Here is a 26,368-nt window from a genome sequence, read left to right as displayed (position 1 = left end):
TTTTGGTTTACAATGTAAATCAAGGGGGACTAAATATGAAAAAGGTCACAATTATCTCATTATCTATTGTATCATTCATTCTTTTTTTAATGGTGTTTTTGAGCTTTGGATTTTTTGAAAATAAATCGAATACTGAAGCCCGACCATCAACTCAAACCGAGACTGAGACTCAAGAAGAAACCCCTGAAACTCCACCAGTCGAGCCACCGCCTGTTATCGAAAAAACAACTAGTGTAGAACTGATGGCGATCGGTGATATTTTAGTCCATGACACGGTTTACAATAAAGCTTCAGTAGGCAATGGTCAATATGATTTTAGACCGATGTTCGAAAAGGTTAAACCCTATCTTAAAACAGCTGATATTACAATGGCCAACCAAGAAACGATGATTGGCGGCACTGAGATTGGTGTTTCCACCTACCCTTCCTTCAACAGTCCGTTTGAAGTCGGTGATGCATTGAAGGATGCTGGTGTTGACATCGTTACCATCGCAAACAACCATACCCTGGATCGCGGTGAAAAGGCTATCCAAAACGCCCTTGAACATTGGGAAACGATCGATATGATGTACACAGGTGCCTACCGTTCCCCAGAGGATAAGGCAAGACTCCGAATGATTGAAAAAAATGAAATTGTCTTTTCATTTCTCAGCTATACATATGGTACGAATGGAATCCCGGTGCCTGAAGGAAAGCCCTACCTCGTCAACTTAATTGATCTTGATATCATTAAATCGGATATTGAAAAAGCCAAATCAAAATCAGATGTCGTCGTTGTCAGCCTGCACTTTGGTGCTGAGTACATCCGGATACCAAATGATGAACAAAAATTTGTAGCCAATGAAGTTGCAATGGCAGGGGCGGATATTATTATTGGCCATCACCCACACGTACTCCAACCACCTGCATGGATTGAACAACCTGATGGCAGTCGGACCTTTGTTGCTTATTCACTTGGAAACTTTTTGTCTGGTCAACGTGGGGATTATAAAGATATCGGGGGGATAGTCCAGATTGAAATCGAAAAACATGTAAAAGGTGAAAATGAAAAGGTCACATTAAAAAGTCCATCGTTTTTACCGACGTGGGTAGATCGTAACTTTACGATTCAACCGCTTATAAATTTACCGGACAAGCAAAACATGTACACTGAAATCAAAACCCATATGCGGAAGATGATTCCCGACCTTAAGTATATTGATGATAAACAGCAACAATAATTATTATATAAAGAAAACTTGGCTAGCGCCAAGCCTTAGCGCAGGTGATCGTCTTAGTTGCGCTTATACTATAGAAAGTATTTTTATACTTTCTTAACGTGTGATAAAAACCCCGTTGACGAAGTGAAAGATCACCTTCATCAATGGGGTTTTAAGATCAATTATAATATTATCGCTGCGATCCATCCAAAAAGAATCAGCGGAATATTGTAATGTAGGAAAGTCGGTACACATGTATCCCAGATGTGATTGTGCTGCCCATCCGCATTCAGGCCTGCTGTGGGCCCTAGTGTACTATCTGACGCAGGTGACCCAGCGTCACCGAGTGCAGCAGCCGTCCCAACAATCGCGACCGTTGCTAGTGTACTAAATCCGAGTTCCTGGGCAAGCGGGACGAATATGGTTGCGATAATCGGAATTGTCGCAAACGAAGAACCGATTCCCATTGTTACTATTAGCCCCACCAACAGCATCATGAGTGCTGCCACAATCTGGTTCCCGGCAAACAAGCCAGACGTCTGTTCGACAAGCACTTCAACATCCCCAGTCGCACGCATCACCTCAGCAAACCCCGCTGCTGTAATCATAACAAATCCGATAAAGGCCATCATTTTCATACCATCCGTAAAAATGACATCGGATTCTTTTACCGAAAAAGAGCCACTCAAAAACAAAAGGACCATACCGGTTAAAGCACCCATAATCATAGATTCCGTTATGAGCTGCACGGTGACTGTTGCCACAATCGATACAACCGCAATAACCACTGACTGTTTTGTGTGCGATGGACCCGTATTCATCCTTTCATCTGCAATCTCTTCATTCTCATAACGACGAGACTTCCGGTAAGATACAAACAAAGCAAAAAGAAGACCAAGCACCATACCAGCGACAGGTAAAATCATCGCCTTTGGAATCATTGCTAGATCAATCGTTAACCCACTTTTCGCCATTTCCTCTTGCAAAATCTGATGAAAAATCAATCCAAATCCAACAGGAAGCAAAATGTAAGGAGCAGTAAGTCCAAACGTGATTGCAGATGCAAGAGCTCTACGGTCGATCATTAATTCATTAAAAATTAAAAGCAACGGTGGAACTAAGATTGGAATAAATGCAATATGAATCGGAATTAAATTCTGTGAAAAAACCGATATTGTAATGATGATAAAAAGTAATAAGGCTTTAGATAGAGCCTTCTTTTTCGAATCACCTTTTTTCCCAGTAATTTTAAGAGCACCGGACACAAGTAGATCAGGTAAACCCGTTCTAGACAATCCTAGGGCAAATGCACCAAGTAGTGCATAGCTTAAAGCAATAGTAGCACTGCTCCCCAATCCATCTGTAAAAGCGGTTATCGTTTGATCGAAACCTAACCCACCGCTTAACCCGCCAACTAGAGCCCCTATTGCTAAGGCGAGAACAACCTGAATTCTCAATAAACTTAAAATAAGCATAACTAGAACCGCAATGATAACCGCATTCATGAAGAATATCCCCCTTGTGAAAAAACAACTTTTGCTTTAGTCTGATAAATTACTAACGTAGTAAAATATTGATTAATTTAACATGGAAACTTCGTACTGTCAACGGATTCTCGAGTTGTTATTTTTACCAATAAAACAAAAAAAGACTGTCTCGGTATACGGAGAATTCACACAAATACATCCCCGTTCGAAGCAGTCTCTCTCATTATTAGTTGGATTTAGCTACGAATCGCTCTGTTAATTTAATAAGTGAACGTGTCATGACGCCTGTTGCACCTTTTGGACCAAGTTCATTTGCCTTGTTGCTGTAAGCTGTTCCAGCGATATCAATGTGCACCCATGGTGTATCACCAACAAATTCAGATAGGAATACGCCACCTTGAACTGGGTGGGCTAGTTTACCTGCTGAATTTACAAAATCGGCAACATCACTAATTCTCAAAATCTTCGTGTACGGCTCGAACATCGGTAGTCGCCATACATATTCACCGGTTTCTTCTGCACAATCATTGAACAAGTTAAAAAACTCTTCATCATTGGACATAACTCCCGTTGCGATATCACCAAGTGCTACAACAACACCTCCAGTTAATGTTGCAAGGTCTACAAGATAGCTAGCCCCTAACTCTTTCGCATACGTAATTGCATCGGCAAGAATCAAGCGTCCTTCGGCATCCGTATTCGTAATTTCAATCGTCTTACCGCTCATTGAAGTAAGCACATCGCCTGGTTTCATTGCTGCACCATTGATTAGGTTTTCACTTGATGGAATAACAAACATGATATTCGTATCAGGCTTTAAACGTCCCACTGCTTCCATCGCACCTAAAACAGCTGCGCTTCCACCCATATCAGACTTCATTTCGTGCATGTTAGGTGCCGGCTTTAAGGAATATCCACCTGCATCAAACGTTAAGCCTTTTCCGACAAACGTTAATACATTATCCCAGTTTTCTTTCGCCTTATATTTAACAACGATGAGTTTCGGATCCTCTACAGAACCCTGACTAACCGCAAGTAATGCACCCATACCCAGTTCTTTCATATCTTCCTTCTCAAGCACGTCATATTCAAAATCATATTTTTTTGCAATTGATACTGCACTATCCGCAAGATCTGTTGGTGTAAGTAAATTCCCTGGAGTGTTCACTAAATTACGTGCTACATTTGTTCCGGCAGCGTAAGCTATCCCTTCATTCAGACTATCTTCAATCGATTGAACCTCTGTGTTCGTGAAAACGTTTACAGACTCGAATGAAAATCGTTTATCATTTTTCTTTTCTTTGTAATCTTCAAACTGATACGTTGCTGTAATAAAAGCCTCGGCAAGCGCATGAGCAGTTTGTCCTTTTTCCACTTGATCTGATATAAATGAATCAAGCGCAACCGCTACTTCACTATGTTTATTTTGTTTCAACTCTTTAGCCGCTTTTCCAAATGCTTCGCGAATTTTTCGGTATGTAAGATCTTTACGCAGTCCTAGTCCAACGAAATAAATTCTTTTCGCTCCAAGACTACCTAACGTGTAAAGCTTCGTTATCTTCTTTAACTTTGCAGAAAGATCACCACTTAGAAAAAGCTCCTTAACTTGACCATTCAGCTTCCCATCGATTTCTTTTACAAGGCCAGTCGGCTTCTTATCATCTTGAAAAATACCAACCAAAAGCGTATGTAGCTTATCATTAAGATTCAATTCACTTTGTACAGTAAACATCTAAATCCCCCTCATTTTCTCCTAGACATTACGAATTTTAACGCACTTTCCATTCACCGTTAATTTAAAACCTTCTCTATTATATCGAACTATTTCGATTATCTAAACATCTACGTCCAAATACAAAAATAATTCTGGTAGTTTGGGAAGTTCATCAACACGTTCGAATGGTACGGAATCGATTATTAACGGAATTGTATTCAGGCACGCTTCGAGATAAGTAATCGTTTGAGAAAGGTCTAGCCCCCAATATCTCGGTAAAAAAGGCTTTAAATATTCGTGTGCCTTTCGAAACATCATTCGTGCCCCTTTTACATTCCCATATTCATAATGGTAAATCGCCACTGACATTTGTAATAAACCTTTTAAAAATAAATTCTGCTTGTCTGTCATCCATATCTCTTCAAGAAGGTCGTGACACGTATAATAATCCCCTTCATTAAAATGAACAAAAAACTGATAATATTCAAGTGGGTAATTTACAGACAATGAATCTCCCCTCCATGGCTTAAATCAACCCAAAACTGGGTATTTATAAATATGGTACACTAAAATAAATCGATTCTCGAAAGGAAGTTGCACTCATTGGACGAATTACTTACAAATTTTCCACTCTTGTGTTCAATTTTTGCAATATTGTTCGCGCAATTTATTAAAATACCAATCATGTTCATATCAACAAGAAAGCTGGAATGGAGCCGATTTTTCAGCACAGGAGGAATGCCGAGCTCACATTCAAGTGGTGTAACAGCTTTGGCGACTTCAATTGGACTTGTAGAAGGGCTCGGTTCTCCTCTATTTGCAGTGACAGTCGTTTTTAGCGTTATTGTCATGTATGATGCAAAAGGTGTTCGCTGGCATGCGGGAGAACAGGCGATTGTAATCAACAGACTTGTCCGCGATTTCCAAAAGATGACGACAGAAATTAAGAATTGGCCTAAGAAAAATGAGGAAGAAAGACGATTAGAGCTTAAAGAATTGCTTGGACATCGGCCCAGTGAGGTATTTTTTGGCGCATTGCTAGGCATTACACTAAGCGTAACATTGTTTTTTGGATTGGGATTAGGAAAATAGAAGCAGGAGGATGAAAATGCGCATTGTTTCAATTTGCCCAAGTAATACAGAATTAACGGCTTATTTGGGTCTGGTTTCTTCACTAGTCGGAGTGGATAATTATTCGGATTGGCCTAAAGAGATCAACTCACTTCCAAGATTAGGACTAGACCTTGATATTGATATGGATCATGTTGAAGCTTTAAAGCCTGACCTGGTTCTTGCATCTCTTAGTGTTCCTGGGATGGAGAAAAATGTTGAACGACTTGAAGAACGAAACATTCCATACTATGTTTTTAATCCGAATTCTCTTGAAGAGATTGCTGATAATTTAAAAACCCTAGGGAGATTGACTGACCGAGAAGAACACGGGGATAAAGCATCTGAACATTTTTTACAGTTGATCGAAGAGTACCGCTACATTTCGAAGACCATTTCAGAGCGACCAAAACTTTATTGGGAATGGTGGCCTAAGCCTGTTTTCACACCTGGTGGAAAGAACTGGCTGACTGAAATAAGTAGCCTTGCTGGTGCCGAAAATTGTTTCCAGGATGTTGATAAAGCTAGTGTTGAATCGGACTGGGAAACAGTAAAGAATCGCGATCCAGATCATATATGTCTCGTCTGGGTCGGCGTTCAAACGAAAAAGGTAAAGCCTGATCTGGTTTGGAAACGGCCAGGATGGGGAGAAATGAAAGCACTTCAGGAAAAACAGGTTCATGTGCTAGATGAACCTTTCTTTTGCCGACCTTCTCCAAGACTCTTAATTGGATTACAAAAGGTCGCGGCTATTATCCATCCTGAAAAATACCCAGCATTTGATATCGAAAGTAAAGACCCACTCCTTAAAGGTTAATCTAGGAGTGGGTTTTATGCTATCTTAGTGAAGATATGGATTAGGTTGATATGTCTGGAGTTTCCGCTAAAATGTATCTAAAACAACCACTTCTTTCTGACCTTTATCTTCTATCTTCTTTTATATTATAGAATCGTTCCAGGTAGCTTACGTATCCTTTGGTGGAAACATTTGCTCTCTGAATACCTGCATGGATTCTTGCTCGTTCAATGCAGTTAACTCGGTTTCGGATAAATCGCCATCACCCATTTTTATTACATATACTTCAAGCTTCTGTTTCCCCCATTTTTCATAAACAGCTTCTACTGTTTTATAATAGAGGTCGATTTTGTGACTTTTAATAGCTGACCCAGTATCTGCCACAACTCCATACCCGTATCCCGGAATCCACAATATACTCCCAATTGGAAAAACAGATGGATCTGCAGCAATCGTTGAGTACAAATCCCTTCGAACCTGAACACCAGACTTTGTTATTCCATAAGCAGGGTGGCTTTCCGTTTTACCAGTTGACTCAATTCCAGCTGTATAGCCAGTGGCTACCACTTCCACCTTCTTATACTGCTCCCAATCTACTGTATCTCCCAATGTTTTAGGCTGTGAAATTGTCTCGGAAGATAGTTGCAAAGGTTTAGTGGTTGTATTTAACAAAGACTTAAAGATAAGGCCTGTCTGCTTTTTGACGCTATCAAATGCTTTCGTCTCTATAGTGATGTGTCTCTCATTCGTCCAATGTATAATTCCCGCAGCTTCAACTCCAGATAACTTTCCAATGGTTGTCACCAAAGCAATCGCGAATAGGAAAGTCATAAGAGAGCGTTTGACCATCGATTTAGAATGTTGCATCTCTTCACTCCTCTCATGCCTAATCCTTTCCAAAATAACCAACAATTATTCATGGCAGGCGAGAGGGTTCGGAATATACTGACTATTAAAACGTGACACCCTTAAAGTAAAAAGAGGACTGACTCAAAATGAGCCAATCCTCTTTCATTATTAAATTCAAAACATCTGGTATCCTCGAACTCTGAGCATTTTAATAGCTACTCCAGAGAGAATAGCACCTAGGAGTCCGAAAATAAGCACGATTATATCTGAAAAATGCAAAAGAACAAAACTATCGGCGAGTTTAGGAAATGTAACACCTGGTTCTGCAAAATACTGAAAAAACTGCACATCGTCAACGATCGTAATTACAACGATTGGATATATAATGGCCATAATCCAAGTCATACGCAGTAACATATTTAACAAAAAGCCGATTCCAAAGAACAATACCATAAATAACAACATGGAAATGATCAACGTCGGAATAGTTAACGGCATAATGGTCACCCCTTTTTATCCATTGACTAGTTTACTTTATTTCAACCATAAGCGTCAATGACTAATGAAAGGGGGTAACCGCCAAAACTCAAGTGTTCATAAAGAGTTCACCTTTTTATATCTTCACACGGTGAAGGGACCTGATAACCTCGTCTCTCTTAAGTGTGTTTACGCCCACTTCCTCCACAGTGATCACAGGTTTCTGAGCCACCTAGAAGTAACTGATGGTATCCTGTTCCCTTACAATACTGACAAGTTTCTGTACGAGGATTGCCTAGTTTTTGCTTTTGATTCATGTTAGTCACCTCTTTTATAGAATTTTCAGATAATATATCAGTTTTCGAGTTGTTTGAAAAATCTGATATTAGTCCCTGTGCGTTCATGTAAACGGATACAACAAGCTCTTCCTCATTTATTTTCTGTTTTTCAAACAATTTTAATACAAGTTGAAGATTTTATATTTTGAATATCCAAAGTGATTGCCAGGATTGAGATCTTGTACTGAAAATCTTTCTTGATTTGCTGAATCTCCAAGAAAGTAGGGAATCATTAAGGAAGAGTCCGGGTCATTTAATAACGACTGTGTCGACTGAAAACAAGCTTCGGAGATTTCCTCTTCTTGTGCCTGAAGCTCTCCACCTACAACCTTCAATTTAAAAACTATCATATTATCACTGATGGATTGCTTAATGACACCCGAACGAATCCCTGCAACTCCAGTGACCTCAGCAATAATCCCCGTTTCCTCAAGTACTTCTCTTTTCACCGCTTCATCGATGGTTTCCCCTTCTTCAACAAACCCTGCTGGAAACGACCATTTTCCTTTTAATCCACCATAGTTCTTTTTTACAACTAGCCACCGGTCATTATCCTCAACAATTCCAGATACAGCCAACCACACATTTGGCCTTTTTCCCATACTTTCTCCTCCATTCGACTATTAATTAAGTATAAGCAACCACATTTTTTATAAAAAAAAATGACCCATTCAAAGGTCGATCTTCTCCAACATTTCGAACGTACAAATGTTATTTTAACAAAGAAGTCCAACCCAAAATGAGTCACTATACTGATCATCTATAAAATTTATGATTCATCCATCTATAGTCATTATTTAAAACAGCTTAAGTTTACCCTTCTTTACAACTAAAGGAATGCCACCGAGTAAGAAGAGATAACGGTTATCAATGATTTTTTTCATGGCAGCAGCTGTTGCACCGTATAATTTCTTGTTTCCAACCTTACCGATTGCTTCACCCTTACCAAGAGAAGCAACTGTACCTTTGATTTCCGGTGTAAACGTTTCCGTCTTTCCACCGTTAATAAGCGCCTTTAGGTTACGTCCAACTGTATAAGCTTGCTGGATCGCAATCTGAGCTGTTGGAGGGAATGGTCGATTTATTTCTTCATTGATAATTAATGCACAATCTCCAACAATGAAGACATGGTCTTTACCAGGAGCACGTAGGTCTTTATCAACCTTTACACGACCTCTCATTGTTTCAAATCCAGAATTTTCAACAATTGAATTCCCACGAATTCCTGTAGTCCAAACAATTGTGTCTGCCTTGATTTCCTCGTTTTCAAGGATAACACCTTCTTCTGTCACTTCCTTGATTGGTGTGCTGAGCTTGAATTCAACACTCTTTTGCTCAAGTAAGTTAACTGCATACTCCACTAACTCCTCATCAAAACCAGGAAGGACAGTAGGAGCAGCTTCTGCACAGATTAGACGAACCTTTTCACGCGGTACATCAAATTCAGCACAAAGCTCAGGAATTCGTTCAGCCATTTCACCAATGAACTCAATCCCTGTAAATCCTGCACCAGCAACTACAATCGTTAGCATGCTATCAGCAGGATTGGGTTCGTTGTTGTAGCTTGCGAATAAATACTCAATATGTTCGCGAATCTTTCGCACTGTATTCACACTGCGAATGTTGAACGCATAATCTTTAACTCCAGGAATACCAAATGTTTCCGATTCAAAACCAAGACCAATTACGAGGTAGTCATAATTTAGCTCTCCATTTTCAAGCTTTACTGTTTTGGTTGCGTCATCAATCGAAAGCACTGTGTCCTGTACAAAATGAATTCGATTAGAGTCAATCACGTCTTTTATCGGCATACGTGTATGATCGTGATGCAATGTACCTGCCGCTGGCTCATGTAGCCATGTTGTTTGATAGTGATAATTATGCTTATTAACAAGCGTAATTTCAGCTTCGTTCAAACCTAATTCTTTCGTCAAACGAGTAGCTGTCATAATTCCACCGTACCCAGCACCTAGAATAACAATACGAGGTCTGCTCATATGATCCCATCCACCTTTTTTTATAAAATAGTTATATTCGGATAAAAAATATGTTCAAATAATTCCGAAAAGTTTGTTACGTATTTCACGTACTCAGACGTAAAATATCGCAAATTATACATTTTGTTCCGCAATTAATCATAATCGTTTTTTCAATACTTTTCAACCCAATCACGAGAACTTTTTAGTTGAAACTTGATATGTTTGTTCAAAAAAGCTTTCTACGAAGATGAATTTGTAGGCGCAGGTGCAAATGCTCTTACTTTGGACCAGAGAGCCCGAATAACGAGGAAATTCGACAGCTATTTTTACCGAACTTTTTGAATAACCTTACATAGAATAGTTTTTCCCTTTTCTTCATTCCTTATTAAGATTATAATAAAGGGAACAGTAATCTGGGGGTGTAATACATATGTCCGAGCAACACGATGTCTACGACGTAACAATCATCGGCGGTGGCCCAACTGGGTTGTTCACCGCATTTTATGGAGGCATGAGGCAGCTTAAGGTGAAAATTATCGAAAGTATGCCTCAATTGGGTGGCCAATTAGCGGCTCTATATCCTGAAAAATACATATATGATGTAGCAGGATTTCCAAAGGTACTCGCACAGGATCTGGTTGACAATTTAAAAGAACAAGCGTTTCAGTTTCATCCGACGGTCGCCTTGGAGCAATCCGTTCAAAAGGTCGACAAACAGGAAGACAATGTTTTTAAACTAACGACGGATAAAGAAGTGCATTATTCGAAAGCTGTCATCATTACCGCTGGAGTAGGAGCATTTCAACCACGTCGATTAGAACATGATAATGCCAAAGATTTTGAAGGAAATAACCTTCATTACTTTGTAAATGACATCAACGCATTTGCCGGTCAAAAGGTAGTGATTTGTGGCGGAGGAGATTCTGCCGTAGACTGGGCAAACATGCTAGAGCCCCTTGCACAAGAAGTAACGTTAACACATCGGAGAGAAAAGTTTCGTGCTCACGAACACAGTGTCGAACAATTAATGGGTTCTAAAGTTAGCATTAAGACACCTTATCAAATTAAAGAACTGATTGGTGATCATGAAGGAGTTAATAAGGTTGTACTGCAGCAAGGTAAAGGTGAAACAGAAGAAGAAGTAATTGAATGTGATTCTGTAATCGTCAACTACGGATTTATTTCATCACTCGGTCCAATAAAAGAGTGGGGTATCGACATCCAGAAAAATTCAATCATAGTCAATTCACGAATGGAAACGAACATCCCGGGTATCTACGCAGCAGGAGACATTTGTACGTATGAGGGCAAAGTTAAGCTAATTGCTACAGGATTCGGTGAAGCACCAACAGCCATTAACAATGCAAAGTCATACATCGATCCAAACGCAAAAGTTCAACCAAAACACAGTACAAGCTTGTTTTAAAAACATTTTAATAACCTGAGTGGAGAAAAAAGCTTAAGTATCCGCTCAGGTTTATTATTACACCTTAAGCGAGTGCATCGCTTTCCAATTTTTGTCACATAGAGATATAAATCATATATATGATTAAACAGAGGATTGGAACGCCCAAGACGATTCCATACGTTAAGTAATTGATATTCGTAATTTTACGGTCACGTGCTGTTTTGTCACCCATGTTAGCGATCAACTCCTTTCAATAAGTAGTATGACCGGAACTATGGACTTTTCATTACTGTTATTGCATTAAATTATTTTTTTAAAAAAATACAACTCCTATCTATTTAAGAACACTAAAAAGACCCACTCCATTAAGGAATGAGTCCTTCTTAACCCCTAATAGCTATTAACTTTAACATTCCTCAGGAGTACCAGCATTTGTAGCTGTCTTAAACGATGAGCCACAACCGCATGATGCGATCGCATTCGGATTGTCGATGGTGAAGCCTCCGCCCATCATGTTTTGCTTATAGTCAATGACCACACCTTCAAGGATTTTCTTGCTTTCAGGGTCAACAACGATTTCAATCCCCTGCTGGTCAAATTTAGTATCATTTTCCTGTACTTCGGAATCGAAGCCCATGCCATATGAAAGACCGCTGCAGCCTCCACCTTGAACTCCAACACGAAGATAAACGCTTTTCTCATCTTCAGCAGCCATCATTTCCTTAATTTGATTGGCAGCAGATTCTGTGATAGTGATCACGTGTATCACTCCTTTCATACTCTTACTCTTAGTATACAGTGCAACAAAGTGAAGCTCAACCTTCTCGATTTCCTTCAGACGTTTTGTTTTAATCGCAATAGGTCATTATGCCTTCGATCAATCTCTTGGCTATAATACAATACCTTCGGGTGATTCAACCCTAATAGTCTCGCGGTACGAACCATCTCACTGCGCAAACTTTCAATTTGTTCATTATATTTTTTGAACAGTTCCCTATTCGATGTCTTAATCATCGTCCACTCCTGGAGCACTGACGAGTAATCGTTGAGTACTTCCCATATCAACGACTGATCATTTAGTCAGTTTCTTTTTTTTATATCGTACAAGTTGCTTTTTATTGAATACTTAAACCCTAACTAATAGTTATAATAGTAATGTCCTTCACAAATGGTGACAGCAGGGCCAGTCATCAAAACGTCACCTTGCTCTGCCCACTTAATTTGCAAGTCACCACCCAATAAATGCACGGTGATTTCTTGTTCTTGATCCGCTTTTTCATTAAGGACAGCGGCAACAACAGCGGCACATGCACCTGTTCCGCATGCTTGCGTGATTCCCGAGCCACGTTCCCAAACTCGAAAATGCATTTCTTTCCGGTTAATTACTTCGACGAATTCAACGTTAACCCCTTCTGGAAAAATTCGGTTTTTTTCTAAAAACGTTCCGAAGGTTTGCACTGGGGCTTCATCAATCTCTTCTATAAAAAAAACAGCATGCGGATTCCCCATCGATACACCGGTCATTTTCCAGCATTGGTTCATGGTTTCCGGTAGATCGATATCGAGTTCTTCGTTTATAATACGTGCATCCGGATCCCCTGACATCGGTAAATCAGACCTTTTTAAGCGGGGTTCCCCCATGTTCACTGTGACCATCTTTACATCATCATTTTCAGGAAAAACAGTGGCTTGGACATTTCCTCCTAGCGTTTCGACAGCAAAGGTAGTCTTGTTCACTATCCGATGTTCGTAAGCATATTTAGCCACACAACGAATCCCGTTTCCACAATTTTTCGCCTCGGAACCATCATTATTAAAAATACGCATTTTCACGTCTGCCTTTTCAGATGGACCAATTAGTATGAGCCCATCTGACCCAATCCCTGTATGAGGGTTTGACACGTCAATAGCAAGTGATGGAAGAGTTTTCTCATCTATCGTTTCTCGAAAAAGATTTACATAGATATAGGTATTTCCGAGTCCATGCATTTTCGTAAAGTTAATTTGCTTCATTACTCAACTCTCCTCCATTCACCGCAATTGTTCCGTCGTCCAAAAATAATCCTCATCTGCTTTTAATATGGTCATTTTCGAATGACAACAAGGCATAATTAAATATGTTTTGATGCCTTCTTTTGCATTATCTAAATCTTCTTCTTTTAAAGAAGTCAATATATTTTCTCCATCACAATACGGACATTGTTGAATATAAATGTCCTTCATTATCCGTTCATAGGGCCATGTAGTTCGAAATGAAGACATGTTTTACCCCCTTACCTTTTTCTTCTATATTTTCTTAGTATAATCACCTTTCCGTTTCCTGACAATGGAAACACTCATACTGTGACAAAATGTTCAATAAAACTTGGCTTGCGCCAAGCCTTAGAGCAGGTGATCGCCGTAGTGCGCTTATACTATAGAAAGTATTTTTTATACTTTCTATAGTATAAAAAAGAAGGTGACTTGAAAGCCACCTTCTACTAAAACCTTTATTAGATGAGCATACCTGCAATTGCTGCACTTAACATGTTTGCAAGGGATCCAGCAATAATGGCTTTTACACCTAAGCGAGCAATATCCCCGCGTCGATTAGGAGCGATTCCACCAAGACCACCGAGTAAAATTGCTAAAGAGGAGAGGTTCGCAAATCCACAAAGGGCAAAGCTGACAACTGCAACTGTCTTATCTTTTAGCTCAGGAATTTCCGGTCCAAATGAAGAGAATGCTACGAATTCATTCAGTACGAGCTTTTGCCCGATAAAGTTACCGGCTCGAACAGCTTCATCCCACGGTACACCGATGATAAATGCAAGCGGTGCAAATACATAACCAAGGATTAATTCAAGTGTTAGCGACTCGAAGCCAAACCAGTCACCGATCCAGCTTAACAGTCCGTTTAGCATCGCGATTAGTGCGATAAACGCGAGTAACATCGCACCTACGTTTAGTGCAAGCTTCAACCCATCCGATGCACCACGAGCCGCAGCATCGATCACGTTGACGGTATCTGTGTCTTTTTCCATTTTAATTTGTCCTGCTGTCTCAGATTCTTCTGTTTCTGGGATAATAATTTTTGCCATAATTAATCCTGCTGGTGCTGCCATAAAGCTTGCTGCTAATAAATATTCAAGTGGTACACCAAGCAAGCTGTAACCAATCAATACAGAACCAGCTACTGAAGCAAGTCCTCCAACCATGACTGCAAAGAGTTCCGAGTTTGTCATTTTAGGAAGGTAAGGTCGAATTACAAGTGGTGCCTCTGTTTGTCCAACAAAAATGTTTGCAGTTGCAGAAAGTGATTCCGCTTTACTCGTTCCTAGCAATTTCGAAATAGCCCCACCAATAATTCGAATGATCCACTGCATAATTCCGAGGTAATATAGAACTGCGATTAAAGATGAGAAAAAGATAATGATCGTCAATACTTGGAAAGCAAAAATGAAGCCAAGTCCACTATCTTCAGCAACAAGTCCCCCGAATAAGAACTTAATTCCTTCATTGGCATAGTTAACAATGTTCTGAACACGACTAGAAAGCCACGCTATTCCTGCTTGACCTGCATCCCATTTTAAAACGAGAAAAGCAAAACCAATCTGAATAGCCAGTCCACCTAGAATCGTTGGTAAATTAATTCCCTTCTTGTTGTTCGAAATTAGAAACGCAATAAGTAGAATTGTGAAAATTCCTGCAATCCCCCACAAATATTGCATATGTGTTCACTCCCCTAAAAGTTTTAATTTAAATAACGAAAACGCTTTCTTTATATGTCGAGGTACGGTTGTCTGACATCTAACGTTTCACCATTACTAAATGTAACAGAATTCCATAAAAACTCAAGACATTTTTCTACTTTTATAAAAGCAATCTTATCCAAATTTAGGATTCTTTTTTCATCCTGCCATTTTAAAAGCATTTAAGTGCGTGTTCAAAAGGAGGACAAAAAGAGCCGAAATTTCTGAAGTTCAACTAAAATCGTCACTTCCTGTGACAACGTTGAACTGACTCACATCCTGTGAGCCCGAGGCGTGAAAATCTCGAGGAAGGCTACTAACTTGAAGACCTCATTGCTGCCTTGCACCGGGGAAGCTTTCTTCGTTAGCATTTCCCCGGACTTTTTGAACAACCTCTTTAAGTGTTAGGTTTCCTTCTCCAACTGAAATGTATCCATAATCTTGTAAATCGTATCGAAAGCTTGATTGCTTTGGTTATGTTCAATTAAGAAAAGCGTAAACGCCCTGTTCAGGTATGATAAAGAAAACTAGGTCAGCGCCAAGCATAGCGAAGGCGATTGCCTAAGTTGCGCTTATGCTTGCGAGTGCAAGCGCTGGAGATTCTGCAGCACAACACGCTTTTTGTGTTTGCGGAAGAATCGAAGCGACCTCGAGTACCTGGGCGTTGGAGCTGGACATTACATCTATGCAGCAAAATTTTATACTTTCTTGTAGAGTAAGAAACTGATTTCAAAGAGAAAGCTAAGTAGTCTTGGCTTTCTCTTTTACTTTCAGCTCCTCCTCATCAAACCGTACGTGAGGTTCTCCCTCATACGGCTTTCCGATGTTCTTCTTCCTTTGACTTTACGGTATCTAACTCGCTAGTTTAACCAGAATAGGACCCATTTCTTTTCTTACCTCATTGACATTTCCATGTTTCTTGCGTTTGTTCCTTTTCTTGTTGTTGAACAGGTTAAGTCGCTCTATCACATACCAATCAATTCGATTTAGCCATCTCTTAGAAAACGATGAAAGGAGATAGTAGTTCTTAAATCCGTGTAATTTCTTATTCAGCCCTTTCACCACTTCTTGAATATCCATGTATAACCTCTTTCTTGGTTCAAGATAGGCTTTAATCTTTGCACGCATTTTCTTCATTGCGCCCTTTTTGGGTATGTGCCACATCACATAGAACGTCTTTCCACCTTTTTTACGTCTTGGAAACTTTCGATTGTGAAAGCCTAGAAAATCAAACCCATCTGTGTCATTCCAGATGTTAACCAGTCTTGATTTATCTCGATTAATCGAAAGGTCGAGTCTTCCCATGATCGACCGAATCACCTGTATGCTTTCTAGTGCTTGTTTCTTCGTTTTGCACATCACGACAAAGTCATCCGCATATCGAACCAGTTCACCAAGGTGTTTGAATTTCTTTTCCCACAGCTTATCCATCGTGTTTAAATAGATGTTGGCTAGAAGGGGAGAAATCACTCCACCTTATGCAAAGAAAGTTATTATGCTAAGTAACTCATACAATTCCTTATATTTGTTAAAGTTTTAATTGTTTTACTTTGCATAATATCTCAACCTTAAAATTAGAAAACTTGGTTTTCAAATTTTTAAGGTTAGGAGAAATAGTAATGCAAAAGAAAGTTTTAAAGGAACTAATGATTGATCTTGAACAGGAACTTCTAAGATTGGGATATACCAAAGGAAGCATGAATTTCTATAAAAGACGGTGGAAGATGCTTCTTGAGTTTGCGGATACTTGTGGTGAACTTTATTATACGGAACGCCTTGGAATCAACTTTATTGAAACGTGTTTCAATATCCTTGAAAAAGATTTTGATGGGACACTTACCCAAAGCGAAGTACAGAACCTAAGGGTCATTCGAATGTTGGGAGATTTTCAACTACATGGGACAATTTTGCGTAGATATTATAAGCACAAAGAAATACTTCATAATCCATACTTTATTGAGGTTATTAATAATTTCAAACGTTACTGTATAGACAGGGATTATTCTGTTGTGACCATCGGTCACTATTCTAAACAAGCTGCAAAATTCTTAGACTTTGTTGACTCCCAGTCCTTAGGATCTTGTAGTGAGATTAACCTTGCTGTAATCAACAACTATATTAAAACCCTAGCTGGATATAGCTACAAAACAGTGGAACAAATATTGTGTTCTCTTCGAGCACTATTTAAATTTTTATATTTGAATGGTCTTACTGACAACGATTATTCTTTGAAGGTCCCTATGATACAGGCCAGAAAGCAGACGAGAATTCCTTCTGTCTGGTCGGAAGAAAATTTTAAAAAGCTAATCGCCGCAATCGACAGAGGTAATCCTACAGGGAAACGAGATTATGCCATTATATTCTTAGTTTCACGCCTTGGCCTACGCTGTAGTGATATCAAGAAACTTACCTTGGAGAACTTCCGTTGGGAGGACAAACAACTGGTTTTTGTCCAATCAAAAACTAGAACCATCTTATCCCTGCCTTTAACACAGGATGTTGGGTGGGCTGTAATCGATTATTTAAGATATGGACGACCGAAGGTTGATAGTTCATATGTCTTTATTAGACATCTTGCACCCTTTCTTCCGTTTTCTGAGGAAGATCATTTGCACCAAATTATAGCTAAATATATGAAAATGGCACATATTCCAAAGGGTAAGAAAAAGGTTGGAATGCACTCCCTTCGTCACACTTTGGCAAGTATGCTACTTGAAAAAGATACACCACTCCCTGCTATATCAGAAATTCTTGGCCATGTTAATACGGAATCAACAGCTGTTTATTTGAAAGTAGATATTGAAAAACTGAAAGAATGTCCTCTGGATTTACAGGAGGATACTGTTTATGAATAAATATCACTACTATGGACCATTTAAGTTATATATCCAAGAATTTATAGAACTAAAACAGTCGCTTGGCTATAAGTACCTTACAGAAGCAAAACATTTAAAGCGATTTGATACCTTCACAATGGGAAAATACAGTTCATCGAAACACCTATCGAAAGATATAGTTATGGACTGGTGTACGAAAAAATCCTATGAAAAACAGGAAAATTTATGCTCACGTGCTTCACTAATCCGACAGTTCGGGAGATTCTTGGATAACATTGGAGTAGACACTTATATCCTTCCAAAGAGTTATTTCAAATCTGGAGAACCTTATGTACCTCATATATATACAGGGGATGAACTGAAGAGATTCTTTCATGAAACGGATAAATGCAAATATAGTTCTCAAAGTCCATACCGTCATTTAATTATGCCTGTCCTTTTCAGAATAATATATTCTTGTGGCTTAAGAATATCTGAAGCACGTCTACTCAAAGTAGAGGATGTTGACTTAGCTAGCGGTATTCTGACTATTAACAATTCAAAGAAAGATAATAGTAGATTGGTAGCGATGACAGATGAAATCACGGAACGTTGTCGTGAATTTTCAAAACAGGTACATCTTCATTCTAGTGGAGAAAACTTCTACTTTCCAATGAGTGAAAACAGACCTATGACACTCGGGAATATTTACAAGAATTTCCGTAAATTCTTATGGAACGCTGGTATTTCACACGGAGGTAGGGGTTTTGGTCCACGTATACATGATTTCCGCCATTCGTTTGCGGTTCATTGTCTAAAAAAATGGTCTATCCAAGGAAAAGACCTTATGGTCTATCTTCCAATACTCAGAGTCTATCTAGGTCATGATTCGTTTGCCGAAACAGCTTACTACCTTAGGCTAACAGCTGATGTATTTCCGGAAATCACATTGAAACTTGAGACAATATATTCAGATTTGATTCCTGAATTAGCTGGTGACACCTATGAATCCAACTAATTTTGCTAAATATCTTACTGATTTTTTTACAAACTATTTATCAGGACGAAAAAATGCAAGTAAGAATACAATACTTGCTTACCGTGACACGTTCAAACTTCTTTTGAAGTACTCTCAAGATGTCAGAGGTATTTCAATAGAACACATCAGTATGGATACACTCTCAGCTGAATTAATTACTGATTTCCTGAACTGGCTGGAATCTGAGAGGAAATGCAGTATCTCAACCAGAAACCAGAGATTAGCCTCAATCCATTCATTTTTTCGGTTTGTCCAAGGGGAAGAACCTTCCGGTATCTACCATTTTCAAAAAGTGATTTCTATTCCCGTCAAAAAATCCGAGAAACCAGTAGTAGGCCACCTTTCTCCTGAAGCAGTTAAGTTGATACTCCAACAACCTAACAAATATTCTGCAAAAGGAAGACGAGACTTAACGCTGTTAAGCGTGCTTTATGATACAGGAGCCAGAGTTCAGGAGCTAATTGATATCAAGATTTGCGATGTCTTCCTTGAATCTCCTGAGGTAATCGTATTAACTGGTAAAGGAAATAAAGTTAGAAGAGTTCCTTTAATGAAGAACACAGTTGCTTTACTACAAAGCTATTTAATAGAGAATGATTTATCTAAACAGTGGAAAAATCAATATCCTTTGTTTGTTAATAACCAACACAACAAGCTGACAAAAGAGGGAATTGCCTATATATTGAATAAATATGTAACCATGGCAAAACCTTTATCACGATCAATCCCTGAACATGTATCTCCACATATGTTTCGTCATAGTAAGGCAATGCACTTACTCCAAGCTGGTGTAAATCTAATATACATTCGTGATTTTTTAGGGCATGTTGATATAAAAACAACCGAAGTTTACGCTAGGGCAGATACTGAAATGAAAAGGAAAGCAATTGAAAATGTCTATCCAGATATCATTGACAATAACATTCCTGACTGGAGCAAGGATAAAGAACTACTTTCATGGCTTGCTGAATTGAAATAAAATTAGATATTATGCAAAGTAAATCGGATTAATATCCCATAAACTTAGGGTTTTAGTTGATTACTTTGCATAATATTGTACTTTGCATAAGGTGGATTATGCAAAGCTTCGCATAATCCACCCTGGGGAGTACCGGTGATCGGATTCCTTACTTTTCCTTCTTCCATAATGCCTGATTTTAGCCATTTACGAATCAACTTCAAGACTCTACGGTCATTGATTCGTTGTTCGACAAGTTTCATCAACTTCTCTTGGTTGATGTTGTCAAAGTACCCTTGGATATCGACGTCGACTACCCAAAAACACTTCTTACTCGCTTTCTTTATCTTTGCCATGGCTTGTTTGGCATTGCGTTTCGGTCGGAATCCAAATGAGCACTCTTGAAAGTCAGCTTCAAAAATGGGTTCGATCACCATTTTTGTTGCCATTTGGGCGACTCGGTCTTTAATCGTTGGAATTCCTAGTGGGCGTTTCTTTCCATTATCTTTCGGAATGTAGGTTCTTAAGACAGGGCTGGGGTTAAAGATCTTCTCTTTTAGCTCCAAGTAGAGTTCATTCATGAATGTCTTCTCTCCGTATTCCATTACGATTTTCTCAACCGTCTGCCCGTCTACACCGCCACTGCCTTTCTTTCGCTTTACTCGTTCCCATGCTTCCCATAGAATATCAGGACGATAGATTTTGTCATATAACGCATGAAACCTGCGAGTTGGACTTTCCTTGGCACCAAGGTATAATGTTTTCCAGAGTTCTTGAGCTTTTACTTTGTTGGTGTCGTTAGCCATTTTCTTGGCATTCACTGACTCTTACCTCCTTCTAACATGTGAACAAAGTAGGGTATTGGCATTGTGCCGTCCTTCCCTAGACAACGTTGTGTTGTCGTTGTCATCATTGGTACTATGACCCCCTCCGACTCCCTCTCATCCATCCGCCATTTCGTTGATCACTTATAGGCTTCTGCTTTACTTTCCCATGAAAGTGATGAGGAGGATATCCCCAGTTCCGTTATCTACTTTCTCAACATACCGCTCCCTATACCCCGATGGATTCTTAAGTGTTGTCTCCAAGTTCTTCACACCGTCCATGGTCTTCGCCTCCACGCTCTAGGCTCGACTTCCATTTGTCCTCTTTTGAGGGGTGTAATTGACGAGGCGGCAGGATTCACTTGATGTTACGGTCTGTTGATTCGCTCGCATTTCATTAGGAAACGCTTTGTCACAGAGCTTCAACCTTAGGATTTCTCCACCAGCTGTCTGTCAGCTACTGAGCGTCTTGGCACTTACTCAGATTGGACTTTCACCAACGAGCAATTAACGGCTTGCTGGGCACGCAACGTGCAAAAAAACCACAGTTTCATCAACTGTGGTAGACATACAGAATATACAAATATCGAATTTGTTTTGTTCTTAAAACATCGGGTTTTCCTCTAAATACTCATATATGTTATCGACAAGTTCGTCTGGCGTTTCTGCGGATACGTGTTCACCGTTTACCAATGCGTAAGGCGATCGAAAACATAGACCACAGTTCCCCAGACAACCATATTCAATTACATCTAAATTCGGATCCCTGTCAAGTATTTCTCTTGCACGTTGGGAACCATTTGCAAGATTACTCACACAAAATTCGATGATCGGTCTCATGTTCAACCACCTTCTTTCCAATCCTATCCTACAACCTCAAATCCTTACCCGTCAACCTGTTGCACTTTTTGTTGTCGAATGTTTACAACAAATCGTTTTTGCTACATCCTCTGTTTAGGGGATATTCGGACTTGATTTAAATCAAGAATCGAATTTACAATGTTCCTTTATAACGATTGTTGTAGATTTGTCACATTTTCGATATACTAAAAATGACCACGGTCACCAAAGGAGATGCGGTATTTGACCCGTGAGCAAAAACGGACTATTACTGAAGAACGAATTGTAAAAGCTGCGTTAGAATTATTTTATGAAAAAGGGTATGCAAACACGAGTGTAAAGGAAATTACAACTAAAGCTCGCATTGCAAAAGGGACATTCTTCAATTACTTTCCAACTAAAGAAGCACTCATGCACCATATTGCGGAAGAACGATTACATTCCCTTTCTATCCTTATCAATAAGGGGTATATACTATCACAACCAATGAATAAGCAATTAGAAAGTATTGTAAGGCATTTATTGGCATACTACGATCTGGATTCTGAATTCACCCGTGATTTATGGGCCACATTTTTAAAAATGGAAAGCCCTTTAACAAGATGTTGGATTGAGATTCTAAATCGCGCAATACTAAGAGGAGAACTTGAGAAAGAGGTTCATATAGAACGTGGAGCAGTCATATGTAACAGCCATTTCCATTATGTTTTGTCTACTTCAACAGAAGGAGATTCGAAAGATGTTCTCATCAATCGTTTCATGTCATTATTGGATTTTAGCATAAAAGGATTTCAAGAAAAAAGGGGAAATGACAGAATGAAAAAACTCGTCATCTTAGGTGCAGGTTATGGTGGAATGAAGATTATTAATGGTTTGCTTGATTCTTCGGATTTACCGTCGGATGTTCAAATTACACTTGTTGATCGTCTTCCTTACCATTGTTTAAAAACAGAATATTATGCTCTTGCTGCTGGAACGATTTCAGATCAACATATCCGGGTGAGTTTTCCAGAAGACTCGAGGGTCATTGTAAAATATGGTGAAATAGCCAGCATTGATTTAGAAAGAAAACAGATCCATTTTGATAATAAGGATTTCATTGAATACGATGATCTGATCGTAGGACTTGGTTGTGAAGATAAATATCACGGAGTACCTGGTGCACCCGAGCATACATTGAGCATCCAAACAATTGATAAATCACGGGAAACGTATCAAGTATTGAACAACCTACCGCCTCAAGGCGTGGTAGGTGTTGTTGGTGGAGGTTTAAGTGGAGTAGAACTAGCAAGTGAACTGCGTGAAAGCCGTCCTGACCTAACGATTAAACTATTCGATCGTGGTGAAACAATTCTTTCTGCCTTCCCAAAAAGACTAAGCAATTATGTCCAAAACTGGTTCATTGAACACGGTGTCGTTGTCGTCAACAAGTCGAACATTACGAAGGTTGAGCCTAATACACTGTACAATAACGATGAAGCAGTTACATGCGATGCCATCGTGTGGACGGCCGGAATTCAACCAAGTCGAATCATTCGTGAATTGGATGTAGAAAAAGATGATTCCGGAAGAGTCGTCCTTTCTCCTCATCACCATTTACCGAATGACGAGCACGTTTTTATAGTTGGAGATTGTGCAAGCTTGCCCCATGCACCAAGCGCACAGTTAGCTGAAGGTCAAGGTGATCAAATTGTTGAAGTCCTGTTAAAGCTATGGAAAGATGCACCGTTAAATGAACTGCCGAAAATTAAGTTGAAAGGTGTACTCGGATCACTTGGGAAAAAGCATGGCTTTGGATTAATGGGCAGCACAGCGTTGACTGGAAGGGTCCCGCGATTATTAAAATCAGGGATACTTTGGATGTATAAGCACCATGGTTCATAAGGATAACTATTTTGTTGTACCTTTCTTAATGTGTAAAAATACATCCGCTTTTTCAGCTTTTAACAATAGCATTTTTCGATTAAAATGATTATAATAGGAAGTAAGAAAGGGGTAGATAGAATGGAAATGCGCGGACAAGTAGAAGAGGTTCTTGATAAATTACGTCCATTCCTGCTTCGGGACGGTGGCGACGTTGAGCTCGTAGACATCGAAGACGGGATCGTGAAAGTTCGATTAATGGGAGCATGCGGTAGCTGCCCCAGTTCAACAATCACACTTAAAGCAGGTATTGAACGTGCTCTACTGGAAGAAGTACCTGGTGTAACCGAACTAGAACAAGTATTCTAAATATATATAAATAGAAATAGCAAGGCAATTGCTACGCTTTCGTAGCGATTGCCTTTTTTGCACGTTAAGAAAACTAAAAACGTCCTTAACACCGTTTAAGATTATTTTTTCCCGGTTCTTCACCAGAAAATAGCAGTGAAAAGGTCGTTTGCACTGGAACCCGGGTGATTTGCCGCGATAAAGTGGATTTTGCCGCGGAATGTTACCTCCCACTCAGTATGGTGAAGAGCTCTTTTTTCTTCTTAGTAAGCGCTTGAGCCACTAACCTAAAAAGCGGTGAACTCAAAAAAGTTCTGTTACGAACTGTTGATTACACCCCTTCCGCCCTGAAAGTAACGTTAGAATTTAACGAAATGCTCTTTTATTAACCGGAGTTTCAGGTTCCTCACCTTTTACTACCTTAACAATATTTCGTACGGCCAAGCGACACATTTCCATCCGAGTTTCAATGCTGGAGCTCCCTATATGTGGTAGACAAACTGTATTTGGGTGACTCAGCAATGGGTCTGAAGCGGAGATCGGTTCCTCGGTAAATACATCTAAACCTGCTGCAACAATTTCTTTGTTTTCAAGTGCTGCAACTAAATCCTTCTCAACAACAGAACCTCCCCTTCCTACATTAATAAAAATTGCATCCTTTTTCATTTTTTGAAAAGCTTCGTAATTAAATAATCCCTTCGTTTCTGCTGTCAAGGGTGTTAAGTTGACGACAAAGTCCGAAGTTCGAAGAAGGTCATCAAAACTTACATAAGAAGCCCCTAAACTCTCTTCAGCAGTTTTTTTACGTGAGCGATTGTAGTATTGAATGTTCATTTCAAATCCAGTTGCTCTTCTCGCTACCGTTTCACCGATTCTACCCATTCCAACGATTCCGATTGTTTTGTGGTGAATGTCATACCCAGCTAAAAGGAACGGACTCCAATTTACCCATTTGCCATCTCGAATAAAGCGTTCAGCCTCTGTAATTTTCCGTGCAGTTGCCATTAACAATCCAAAAGCAAGGTCTGCTGTTGTATCTGTCAACACATCTGGTGTATTGCAGATTACTATTTCCGCATTCGTTGCTGCCTCAATATCGATATTGTCATAACCGACTGCAAGATTCGCAATCACTTTTAGCTTAGGTGCATGGTCCATTAACGCTTTATCTACTGGGTCTGATAACATTGTTAGTAATGCTGTAGCTTTCTGCGCCTCTTCCAGAAGACGCTCTCTCGATACAGGCTTATCGTCATACTCCCACATGGAAACCTCGGCCAGTTCTTTTAGCTCGGTAAGAATTTCATTTGGAATTTTTCTCGTAATAAATACATAGGGATTGTCCATGTTTACTTCCTCCTGTACTAATATGTATAACAGGTGACTGATTCACACCAAAGAACCAGACACCTCTCTTACACACTTGATTAATAATTGTTTTCTTTTTCAAAAGTGATCTCTGTTCAAGTTTTCGTTAGCCAACCAACAGGCTCAATACTGACGTGTTCTACTGGTACTCCGCTTATGGAAAAAAAGTTTTTCATAAACGATTCATGATTTTCTTCCAATGATAACAAAGATTTTAATCGATTCGTTAAATCCGTTTTCATATGTGAACGATTGGATGTTGAATGAGCCTCGATCGTGTCAAAATAAGAGGATGGATACAACAGGCGTCCATATAGAAGCCGCCAGCTTCCTCTGGTTAATGGTTTCGTTTCGGTATAATCACTCAAAAATTCAGAGATCTGTCCCCCTGATGCCTCTTGTGTCACCATATGACGAATATATTCAGACACATCTCTGACAGGATGATCAATCACCCAAAACAATGGAATTTTCGCATAAATTTGATCCTCTTTTATAATCGGAACCCAAGATTCTGAGTGAAACCTTTCATGGGTTATTGTATAACTACCCTCTTCTTTCCCTTTCCGATCCCATTCATAATCCACAATGTATTGAATGGCATTCTCGGCTAGCCCTTCATAATAAGGAAATGAGTCAACAAACAAATAGTCAAATTCGCTCTGTAACCCATTTCTCCTTAATTCCTCATATCGTTCCTTCAGTTGATCAAGTCGTGCTGTCCATAATGGAACCCACTCGTTATATCGCAAGCTTTCCTGATTAGAGATTGGAATCCGTTCACCGGCTCGATGAAAACTCGCTAATTGATGGCCAATACTTCCTCTTTTTTCTCTATCGAACTTCGGCAATTGCAACAAGAATATATCATTTCCTTCGACACGAGAGATCCATTTCCCTTTTTGGTTAGGAATCCATTTCGGAATGTCCTTTACCCCACGTTCATTAAGATAGCTGACCATATATTGCATATCCTGAAGTGTTTGAAGATCTCTGTTAAGTAAAGGTACAACGATATAGTAGTTGTCATGGGCTCGAAACCCTTCGTATTCCCCAATACGAAGTCGTTTATCTACATACAATTGATAATAATGATAGATTTCACGCTCTAACAAAAGCGCTCCCTCCCCTCCCTTTTAACAGTAGTTTATGACACAGACATTAGGAGTGTTTATCAAATATGCGCAATTTTGTTTTTTGTTCATAACATAACCTAAATACCAT

28 protein-coding genes are annotated in these 26,368 nt (G+C 39.4%); 9 read left to right on the top strand and 19 right to left on the bottom strand.

The window, feature by feature from the left end:
- Positions 1-35 precede the first annotated feature (35 nt).
- Positions 36-1,220, top strand: coding sequence for a CapA family protein (locus NON16_RS13110; RefSeq protein WP_257349612.1), 1,185 nt, complete (start codon positions 36-38; stop codon positions 1,218-1,220).
- Between the two features lie 161 nt (positions 1,221-1,381).
- Here NON16_RS13110 and NON16_RS13105 read toward each other — a convergent pair whose 3' ends face one another.
- The 3 genes from NON16_RS13105 to NON16_RS13095 all read right to left on the bottom strand — a co-directional run bounded on the left by NON16_RS13105 (position 1,382) and on the right by NON16_RS13095 (position 4,907).
- On the bottom strand, positions 1,382-2,704 hold the full coding sequence (locus tag NON16_RS13105) for a Na+/H+ antiporter family protein (RefSeq protein WP_257349611.1): 1,323 nt from the start codon (positions 2,702-2,704) through the stop codon (positions 1,382-1,384).
- Positions 2,705-2,912: 208 nt separating this feature from the next.
- Positions 2,913-4,418: a leucyl aminopeptidase gene (locus tag NON16_RS13100; protein WP_257349608.1), complete on the bottom strand. Its 1,506-nt coding sequence runs from the start codon at positions 4,416-4,418 to the stop codon at positions 2,913-2,915.
- Between the two features lie 102 nt (positions 4,419-4,520).
- Complete coding sequence (locus tag NON16_RS13095) at positions 4,521-4,907, bottom strand: DUF309 domain-containing protein (RefSeq protein WP_257349606.1); 387 nt, start codon at positions 4,905-4,907, stop codon at positions 4,521-4,523.
- Between the two features lie 87 nt (positions 4,908-4,994).
- Here NON16_RS13095 and NON16_RS13090 point away from each other — a divergent pair, with 87 nt between their 5' ends.
- Both NON16_RS13090 and NON16_RS13085 read left to right on the top strand, forming a co-directional pair.
- A complete protein-coding gene (locus tag NON16_RS13090) occupies positions 4,995-5,492 on the top strand; it encodes a divergent PAP2 family protein (protein WP_308216609.1) in 498 nt (165 codons plus the stop codon).
- A 16-nt stretch (positions 5,493-5,508) separates the two neighbouring features.
- A complete protein-coding gene (locus tag NON16_RS13085) occupies positions 5,509-6,327 on the top strand; it encodes a cobalamin-binding protein (protein ID WP_257349603.1) in 819 nt (272 codons plus the stop codon).
- Between the two features lie 147 nt (positions 6,328-6,474).
- Here the strand turns inward: NON16_RS13085 and NON16_RS13080 are convergent, their stop codons facing one another.
- The 5 genes from NON16_RS13080 to NON16_RS13060 form a co-directional block, all read right to left on the bottom strand.
- Positions 6,475-7,173, bottom strand: coding sequence for a 3D domain-containing protein (locus NON16_RS13080; RefSeq protein WP_257349601.1), 699 nt, complete (start codon positions 7,171-7,173; stop codon positions 6,475-6,477).
- A gap of 156 nt (positions 7,174-7,329) precedes the next feature.
- Entirely contained in the window at positions 7,330-7,653 is a 324-nt protein-coding gene (locus tag NON16_RS13075; RefSeq protein ID WP_257349600.1) for a YuiB family protein, read from the bottom strand.
- A gap of 158 nt (positions 7,654-7,811) precedes the next feature.
- Positions 7,812-7,949, bottom strand: coding sequence for a YuiA family protein (locus tag NON16_RS13070; protein ID WP_257349598.1), 138 nt, complete (start codon positions 7,947-7,949; stop codon positions 7,812-7,814).
- 140 nt (positions 7,950-8,089) lie between these two features.
- A complete protein-coding gene (locus tag NON16_RS13065) occupies positions 8,090-8,572 on the bottom strand; it encodes an NUDIX hydrolase (protein ID WP_257349596.1) in 483 nt (160 codons plus the stop codon).
- Positions 8,573-8,767: 195 nt separating this feature from the next.
- Positions 8,768-9,967 carry an NAD(P)/FAD-dependent oxidoreductase gene (locus NON16_RS13060; RefSeq protein ID WP_257349595.1) on the bottom strand — a complete coding sequence of 400 codons (1,200 nt, stop codon included), beginning with the start codon at positions 9,965-9,967 and terminating at the stop codon, positions 8,768-8,770.
- A 412-nt stretch (positions 9,968-10,379) separates the two neighbouring features.
- Here NON16_RS13060 and NON16_RS13055 point away from each other — a divergent pair, with 412 nt between their 5' ends.
- Entirely contained in the window at positions 10,380-11,375 is a 996-nt protein-coding gene (locus NON16_RS13055; protein ID WP_257349594.1) for an NAD(P)/FAD-dependent oxidoreductase, read from the top strand.
- 388 nt (positions 11,376-11,763) lie between these two features.
- Here the strand turns inward: NON16_RS13055 and erpA are convergent, their stop codons facing one another.
- The 6 genes from erpA to NON16_RS13025 all read right to left on the bottom strand — a co-directional run bounded on the left by erpA (position 11,764) and on the right by NON16_RS13025 (position 16,558).
- Positions 11,764-12,135 carry an iron-sulfur cluster insertion protein ErpA gene (erpA, locus tag NON16_RS13050; protein WP_372508802.1) on the bottom strand — a complete coding sequence of 124 codons (372 nt, stop codon included), beginning with the start codon at positions 12,133-12,135 and terminating at the stop codon, positions 11,764-11,766.
- A 56-nt stretch (positions 12,136-12,191) separates the two neighbouring features.
- Positions 12,192-12,371 carry an aspartyl-phosphate phosphatase Spo0E family protein gene (locus tag NON16_RS13045; protein WP_257349593.1) on the bottom strand — a complete coding sequence of 60 codons (180 nt, stop codon included), beginning with the start codon at positions 12,369-12,371 and terminating at the stop codon, positions 12,192-12,194.
- A 123-nt stretch (positions 12,372-12,494) separates the two neighbouring features.
- Positions 12,495-13,370, bottom strand: coding sequence for a diaminopimelate epimerase (gene dapF / locus NON16_RS13040; RefSeq protein WP_257349592.1), 876 nt, complete (start codon positions 13,368-13,370; stop codon positions 12,495-12,497).
- Between the two features lie 18 nt (positions 13,371-13,388).
- Complete coding sequence (locus NON16_RS13035; RefSeq protein ID WP_257349590.1) at positions 13,389-13,619, bottom strand: hypothetical protein; 231 nt, start codon at positions 13,617-13,619, stop codon at positions 13,389-13,391.
- Positions 13,620-13,849: 230 nt separating this feature from the next.
- Positions 13,850-15,067 carry a NupC/NupG family nucleoside CNT transporter gene (locus NON16_RS13030; RefSeq protein WP_257349589.1) on the bottom strand — a complete coding sequence of 406 codons (1,218 nt, stop codon included), beginning with the start codon at positions 15,065-15,067 and terminating at the stop codon, positions 13,850-13,852.
- Positions 15,068-15,940: 873 nt separating this feature from the next.
- A complete protein-coding gene (locus NON16_RS13025) occupies positions 15,941-16,558 on the bottom strand; it encodes a reverse transcriptase domain-containing protein (RefSeq protein ID WP_257349587.1) in 618 nt (205 codons plus the stop codon).
- Between the two features lie 149 nt (positions 16,559-16,707).
- Between NON16_RS13025 and NON16_RS13020 the strand changes: the two genes are divergently transcribed.
- From NON16_RS13020 to NON16_RS13010, 3 genes are read left to right on the top strand one after another with little or no spacing between them, the layout of a single operon-like run.
- Complete coding sequence (locus NON16_RS13020; RefSeq protein WP_257349585.1) at positions 16,708-17,943, top strand: site-specific integrase; 1,236 nt, start codon at positions 16,708-16,710, stop codon at positions 17,941-17,943.
- Positions 17,936-18,922 carry a tyrosine-type recombinase/integrase gene (locus NON16_RS13015; RefSeq protein WP_257349584.1) on the top strand — a complete coding sequence of 329 codons (987 nt, stop codon included), beginning with the start codon at positions 17,936-17,938 and terminating at the stop codon, positions 18,920-18,922. The genes NON16_RS13020 and NON16_RS13015 overlap by 8 nt, the downstream gene beginning before the upstream one ends.
- A complete protein-coding gene (locus NON16_RS13010) occupies positions 18,909-19,922 on the top strand; it encodes a site-specific integrase (protein WP_257349582.1) in 1,014 nt (337 codons plus the stop codon). The genes NON16_RS13015 and NON16_RS13010 overlap by 14 nt, the downstream gene beginning before the upstream one ends.
- Before the next feature lie 44 nt (positions 19,923-19,966).
- Here the strand turns inward: NON16_RS13010 and NON16_RS13005 are convergent, their stop codons facing one another.
- The 3 genes from NON16_RS13005 to NON16_RS12995 all read right to left on the bottom strand — a co-directional run bounded on the left by NON16_RS13005 (position 19,967) and on the right by NON16_RS12995 (position 21,565).
- Positions 19,967-20,722, bottom strand: a complete 756-nt coding sequence (locus NON16_RS13005) for a reverse transcriptase domain-containing protein (protein WP_257349581.1) — start codon at positions 20,720-20,722, stop codon at positions 19,967-19,969.
- Positions 20,723-20,884: 162 nt separating this feature from the next.
- Positions 20,885-21,007, bottom strand: a complete 123-nt coding sequence (locus NON16_RS13000; protein ID WP_257349580.1) for a hypothetical protein — start codon at positions 21,005-21,007, stop codon at positions 20,885-20,887.
- A gap of 321 nt (positions 21,008-21,328) precedes the next feature.
- Positions 21,329-21,565, bottom strand: coding sequence for a YuzB family protein (locus NON16_RS12995; RefSeq protein ID WP_257349579.1), 237 nt, complete (start codon positions 21,563-21,565; stop codon positions 21,329-21,331).
- A gap of 243 nt (positions 21,566-21,808) precedes the next feature.
- Between NON16_RS12995 and NON16_RS12990 the strand changes: the two genes are divergently transcribed.
- On the top strand, positions 21,809-23,449 hold the full coding sequence (locus tag NON16_RS12990) for an FAD-dependent oxidoreductase (protein WP_257349578.1): 1,641 nt from the start codon (positions 21,809-21,811) through the stop codon (positions 23,447-23,449).
- A 120-nt stretch (positions 23,450-23,569) separates the two neighbouring features.
- On the top strand, positions 23,570-23,797 hold the full coding sequence (locus tag NON16_RS12985; protein WP_257349575.1) for a NifU family protein: 228 nt from the start codon (positions 23,570-23,572) through the stop codon (positions 23,795-23,797).
- A gap of 345 nt (positions 23,798-24,142) precedes the next feature.
- Here the strand turns inward: NON16_RS12985 and NON16_RS12980 are convergent, their stop codons facing one another.
- Both NON16_RS12980 and yutH read right to left on the bottom strand, forming a co-directional pair.
- Positions 24,143-25,123 carry a 2-hydroxyacid dehydrogenase gene (locus tag NON16_RS12980; RefSeq protein ID WP_257349574.1) on the bottom strand — a complete coding sequence of 327 codons (981 nt, stop codon included), beginning with the start codon at positions 25,121-25,123 and terminating at the stop codon, positions 24,143-24,145.
- Positions 25,124-25,239: 116 nt separating this feature from the next.
- Positions 25,240-26,259, bottom strand: a complete 1,020-nt coding sequence (gene yutH, locus NON16_RS12975) for a spore coat putative kinase YutH (RefSeq protein WP_257349572.1) — start codon at positions 26,257-26,259, stop codon at positions 25,240-25,242.
- Positions 26,260-26,368: the final 109 nt, after the last annotated feature.

The organism is Pseudalkalibacillus decolorationis, from assembly GCF_024609785.1.
In the GTDB taxonomy this organism is placed as follows: Bacteria; Bacillota; Bacilli; order Bacillales; family Fictibacillaceae; genus Pseudalkalibacillus; species Pseudalkalibacillus decolorationis.
Note: the sequence above shows the minus strand (reverse complement) of the source record. Positions and strands in the feature narration are given on the sequence as shown.

Coding starts and splice junctions, on each gene's coding strand:
- NON16_RS13100 (WP_257349608.1), bottom strand. CDS start 4,418: ATGTTTACTGTACAAAGTGAATTGAATCTTAATGATAAGCTACATACG.
- NON16_RS13035 (WP_257349590.1), bottom strand. CDS start 13,619: ATGTCTTCATTTCGAACTACATGGCCCTATGAACGGATAATGAAGGAC.
- NON16_RS13085 (WP_257349603.1), top strand. CDS start 5,509: ATGCGCATTGTTTCAATTTGCCCAAGTAATACAGAATTAACGGCTTAT.
- NON16_RS13070 (WP_257349598.1), bottom strand. CDS start 7,949: ATGAATCAAAAGCAAAAACTAGGCAATCCTCGTACAGAAACTTGTCAG.
- NON16_RS13080 (WP_257349601.1), bottom strand. CDS start 7,173: ATGCAACATTCTAAATCGATGGTCAAACGCTCTCTTATGACTTTCCTA.
- NON16_RS13000 (WP_257349580.1), bottom strand. CDS start 21,007: ATGGACGGTGTGAAGAACTTGGAGACAACACTTAAGAATCCATCGGGG.
- NON16_RS12985 (WP_257349575.1), top strand. CDS start 23,570: ATGGAAATGCGCGGACAAGTAGAAGAGGTTCTTGATAAATTACGTCCA.
- NON16_RS13010 (WP_257349582.1), top strand. CDS start 18,909: ATGAATCCAACTAATTTTGCTAAATATCTTACTGATTTTTTTACAAAC.
- NON16_RS13105 (WP_257349611.1), bottom strand. CDS start 2,704: ATGAATGCGGTTATCATTGCGGTTCTAGTTATGCTTATTTTAAGTTTA.
- NON16_RS13065 (WP_257349596.1), bottom strand. CDS start 8,572: ATGGGAAAAAGGCCAAATGTGTGGTTGGCTGTATCTGGAATTGTTGAG.
- NON16_RS13015 (WP_257349584.1), top strand. CDS start 17,936: ATGAATAAATATCACTACTATGGACCATTTAAGTTATATATCCAAGAA.
- NON16_RS13045 (WP_257349593.1), bottom strand. CDS start 12,371: ATGATTAAGACATCGAATAGGGAACTGTTCAAAAAATATAATGAACAA.
- dapF (WP_257349592.1), bottom strand. CDS start 13,370: ATGAAGCAAATTAACTTTACGAAAATGCATGGACTCGGAAATACCTAT.
- NON16_RS13055 (WP_257349594.1), top strand. CDS start 10,380: ATGTCCGAGCAACACGATGTCTACGACGTAACAATCATCGGCGGTGGC.
- NON16_RS13020 (WP_257349585.1), top strand. CDS start 16,708: ATGCAAAAGAAAGTTTTAAAGGAACTAATGATTGATCTTGAACAGGAA.
- NON16_RS13060 (WP_257349595.1), bottom strand. CDS start 9,967: ATGAGCAGACCTCGTATTGTTATTCTAGGTGCTGGGTACGGTGGAATT.
- NON16_RS13075 (WP_257349600.1), bottom strand. CDS start 7,653: ATGCCGTTAACTATTCCGACGTTGATCATTTCCATGTTGTTATTTATG.
- NON16_RS13030 (WP_257349589.1), bottom strand. CDS start 15,067: ATGCAATATTTGTGGGGGATTGCAGGAATTTTCACAATTCTACTTATT.
- NON16_RS12980 (WP_257349574.1), bottom strand. CDS start 25,123: ATGGACAATCCCTATGTATTTATTACGAGAAAAATTCCAAATGAAATT.
- NON16_RS13110 (WP_257349612.1), top strand. CDS start 36: ATGAAAAAGGTCACAATTATCTCATTATCTATTGTATCATTCATTCTT.
- NON16_RS12995 (WP_257349579.1), bottom strand. CDS start 21,565: ATGAGACCGATCATCGAATTTTGTGTGAGTAATCTTGCAAATGGTTCC.
- erpA (WP_372508802.1), bottom strand. CDS start 12,135: ATGAAAGGAGTGATACACGTGATCACTATCACAGAATCTGCTGCCAAT.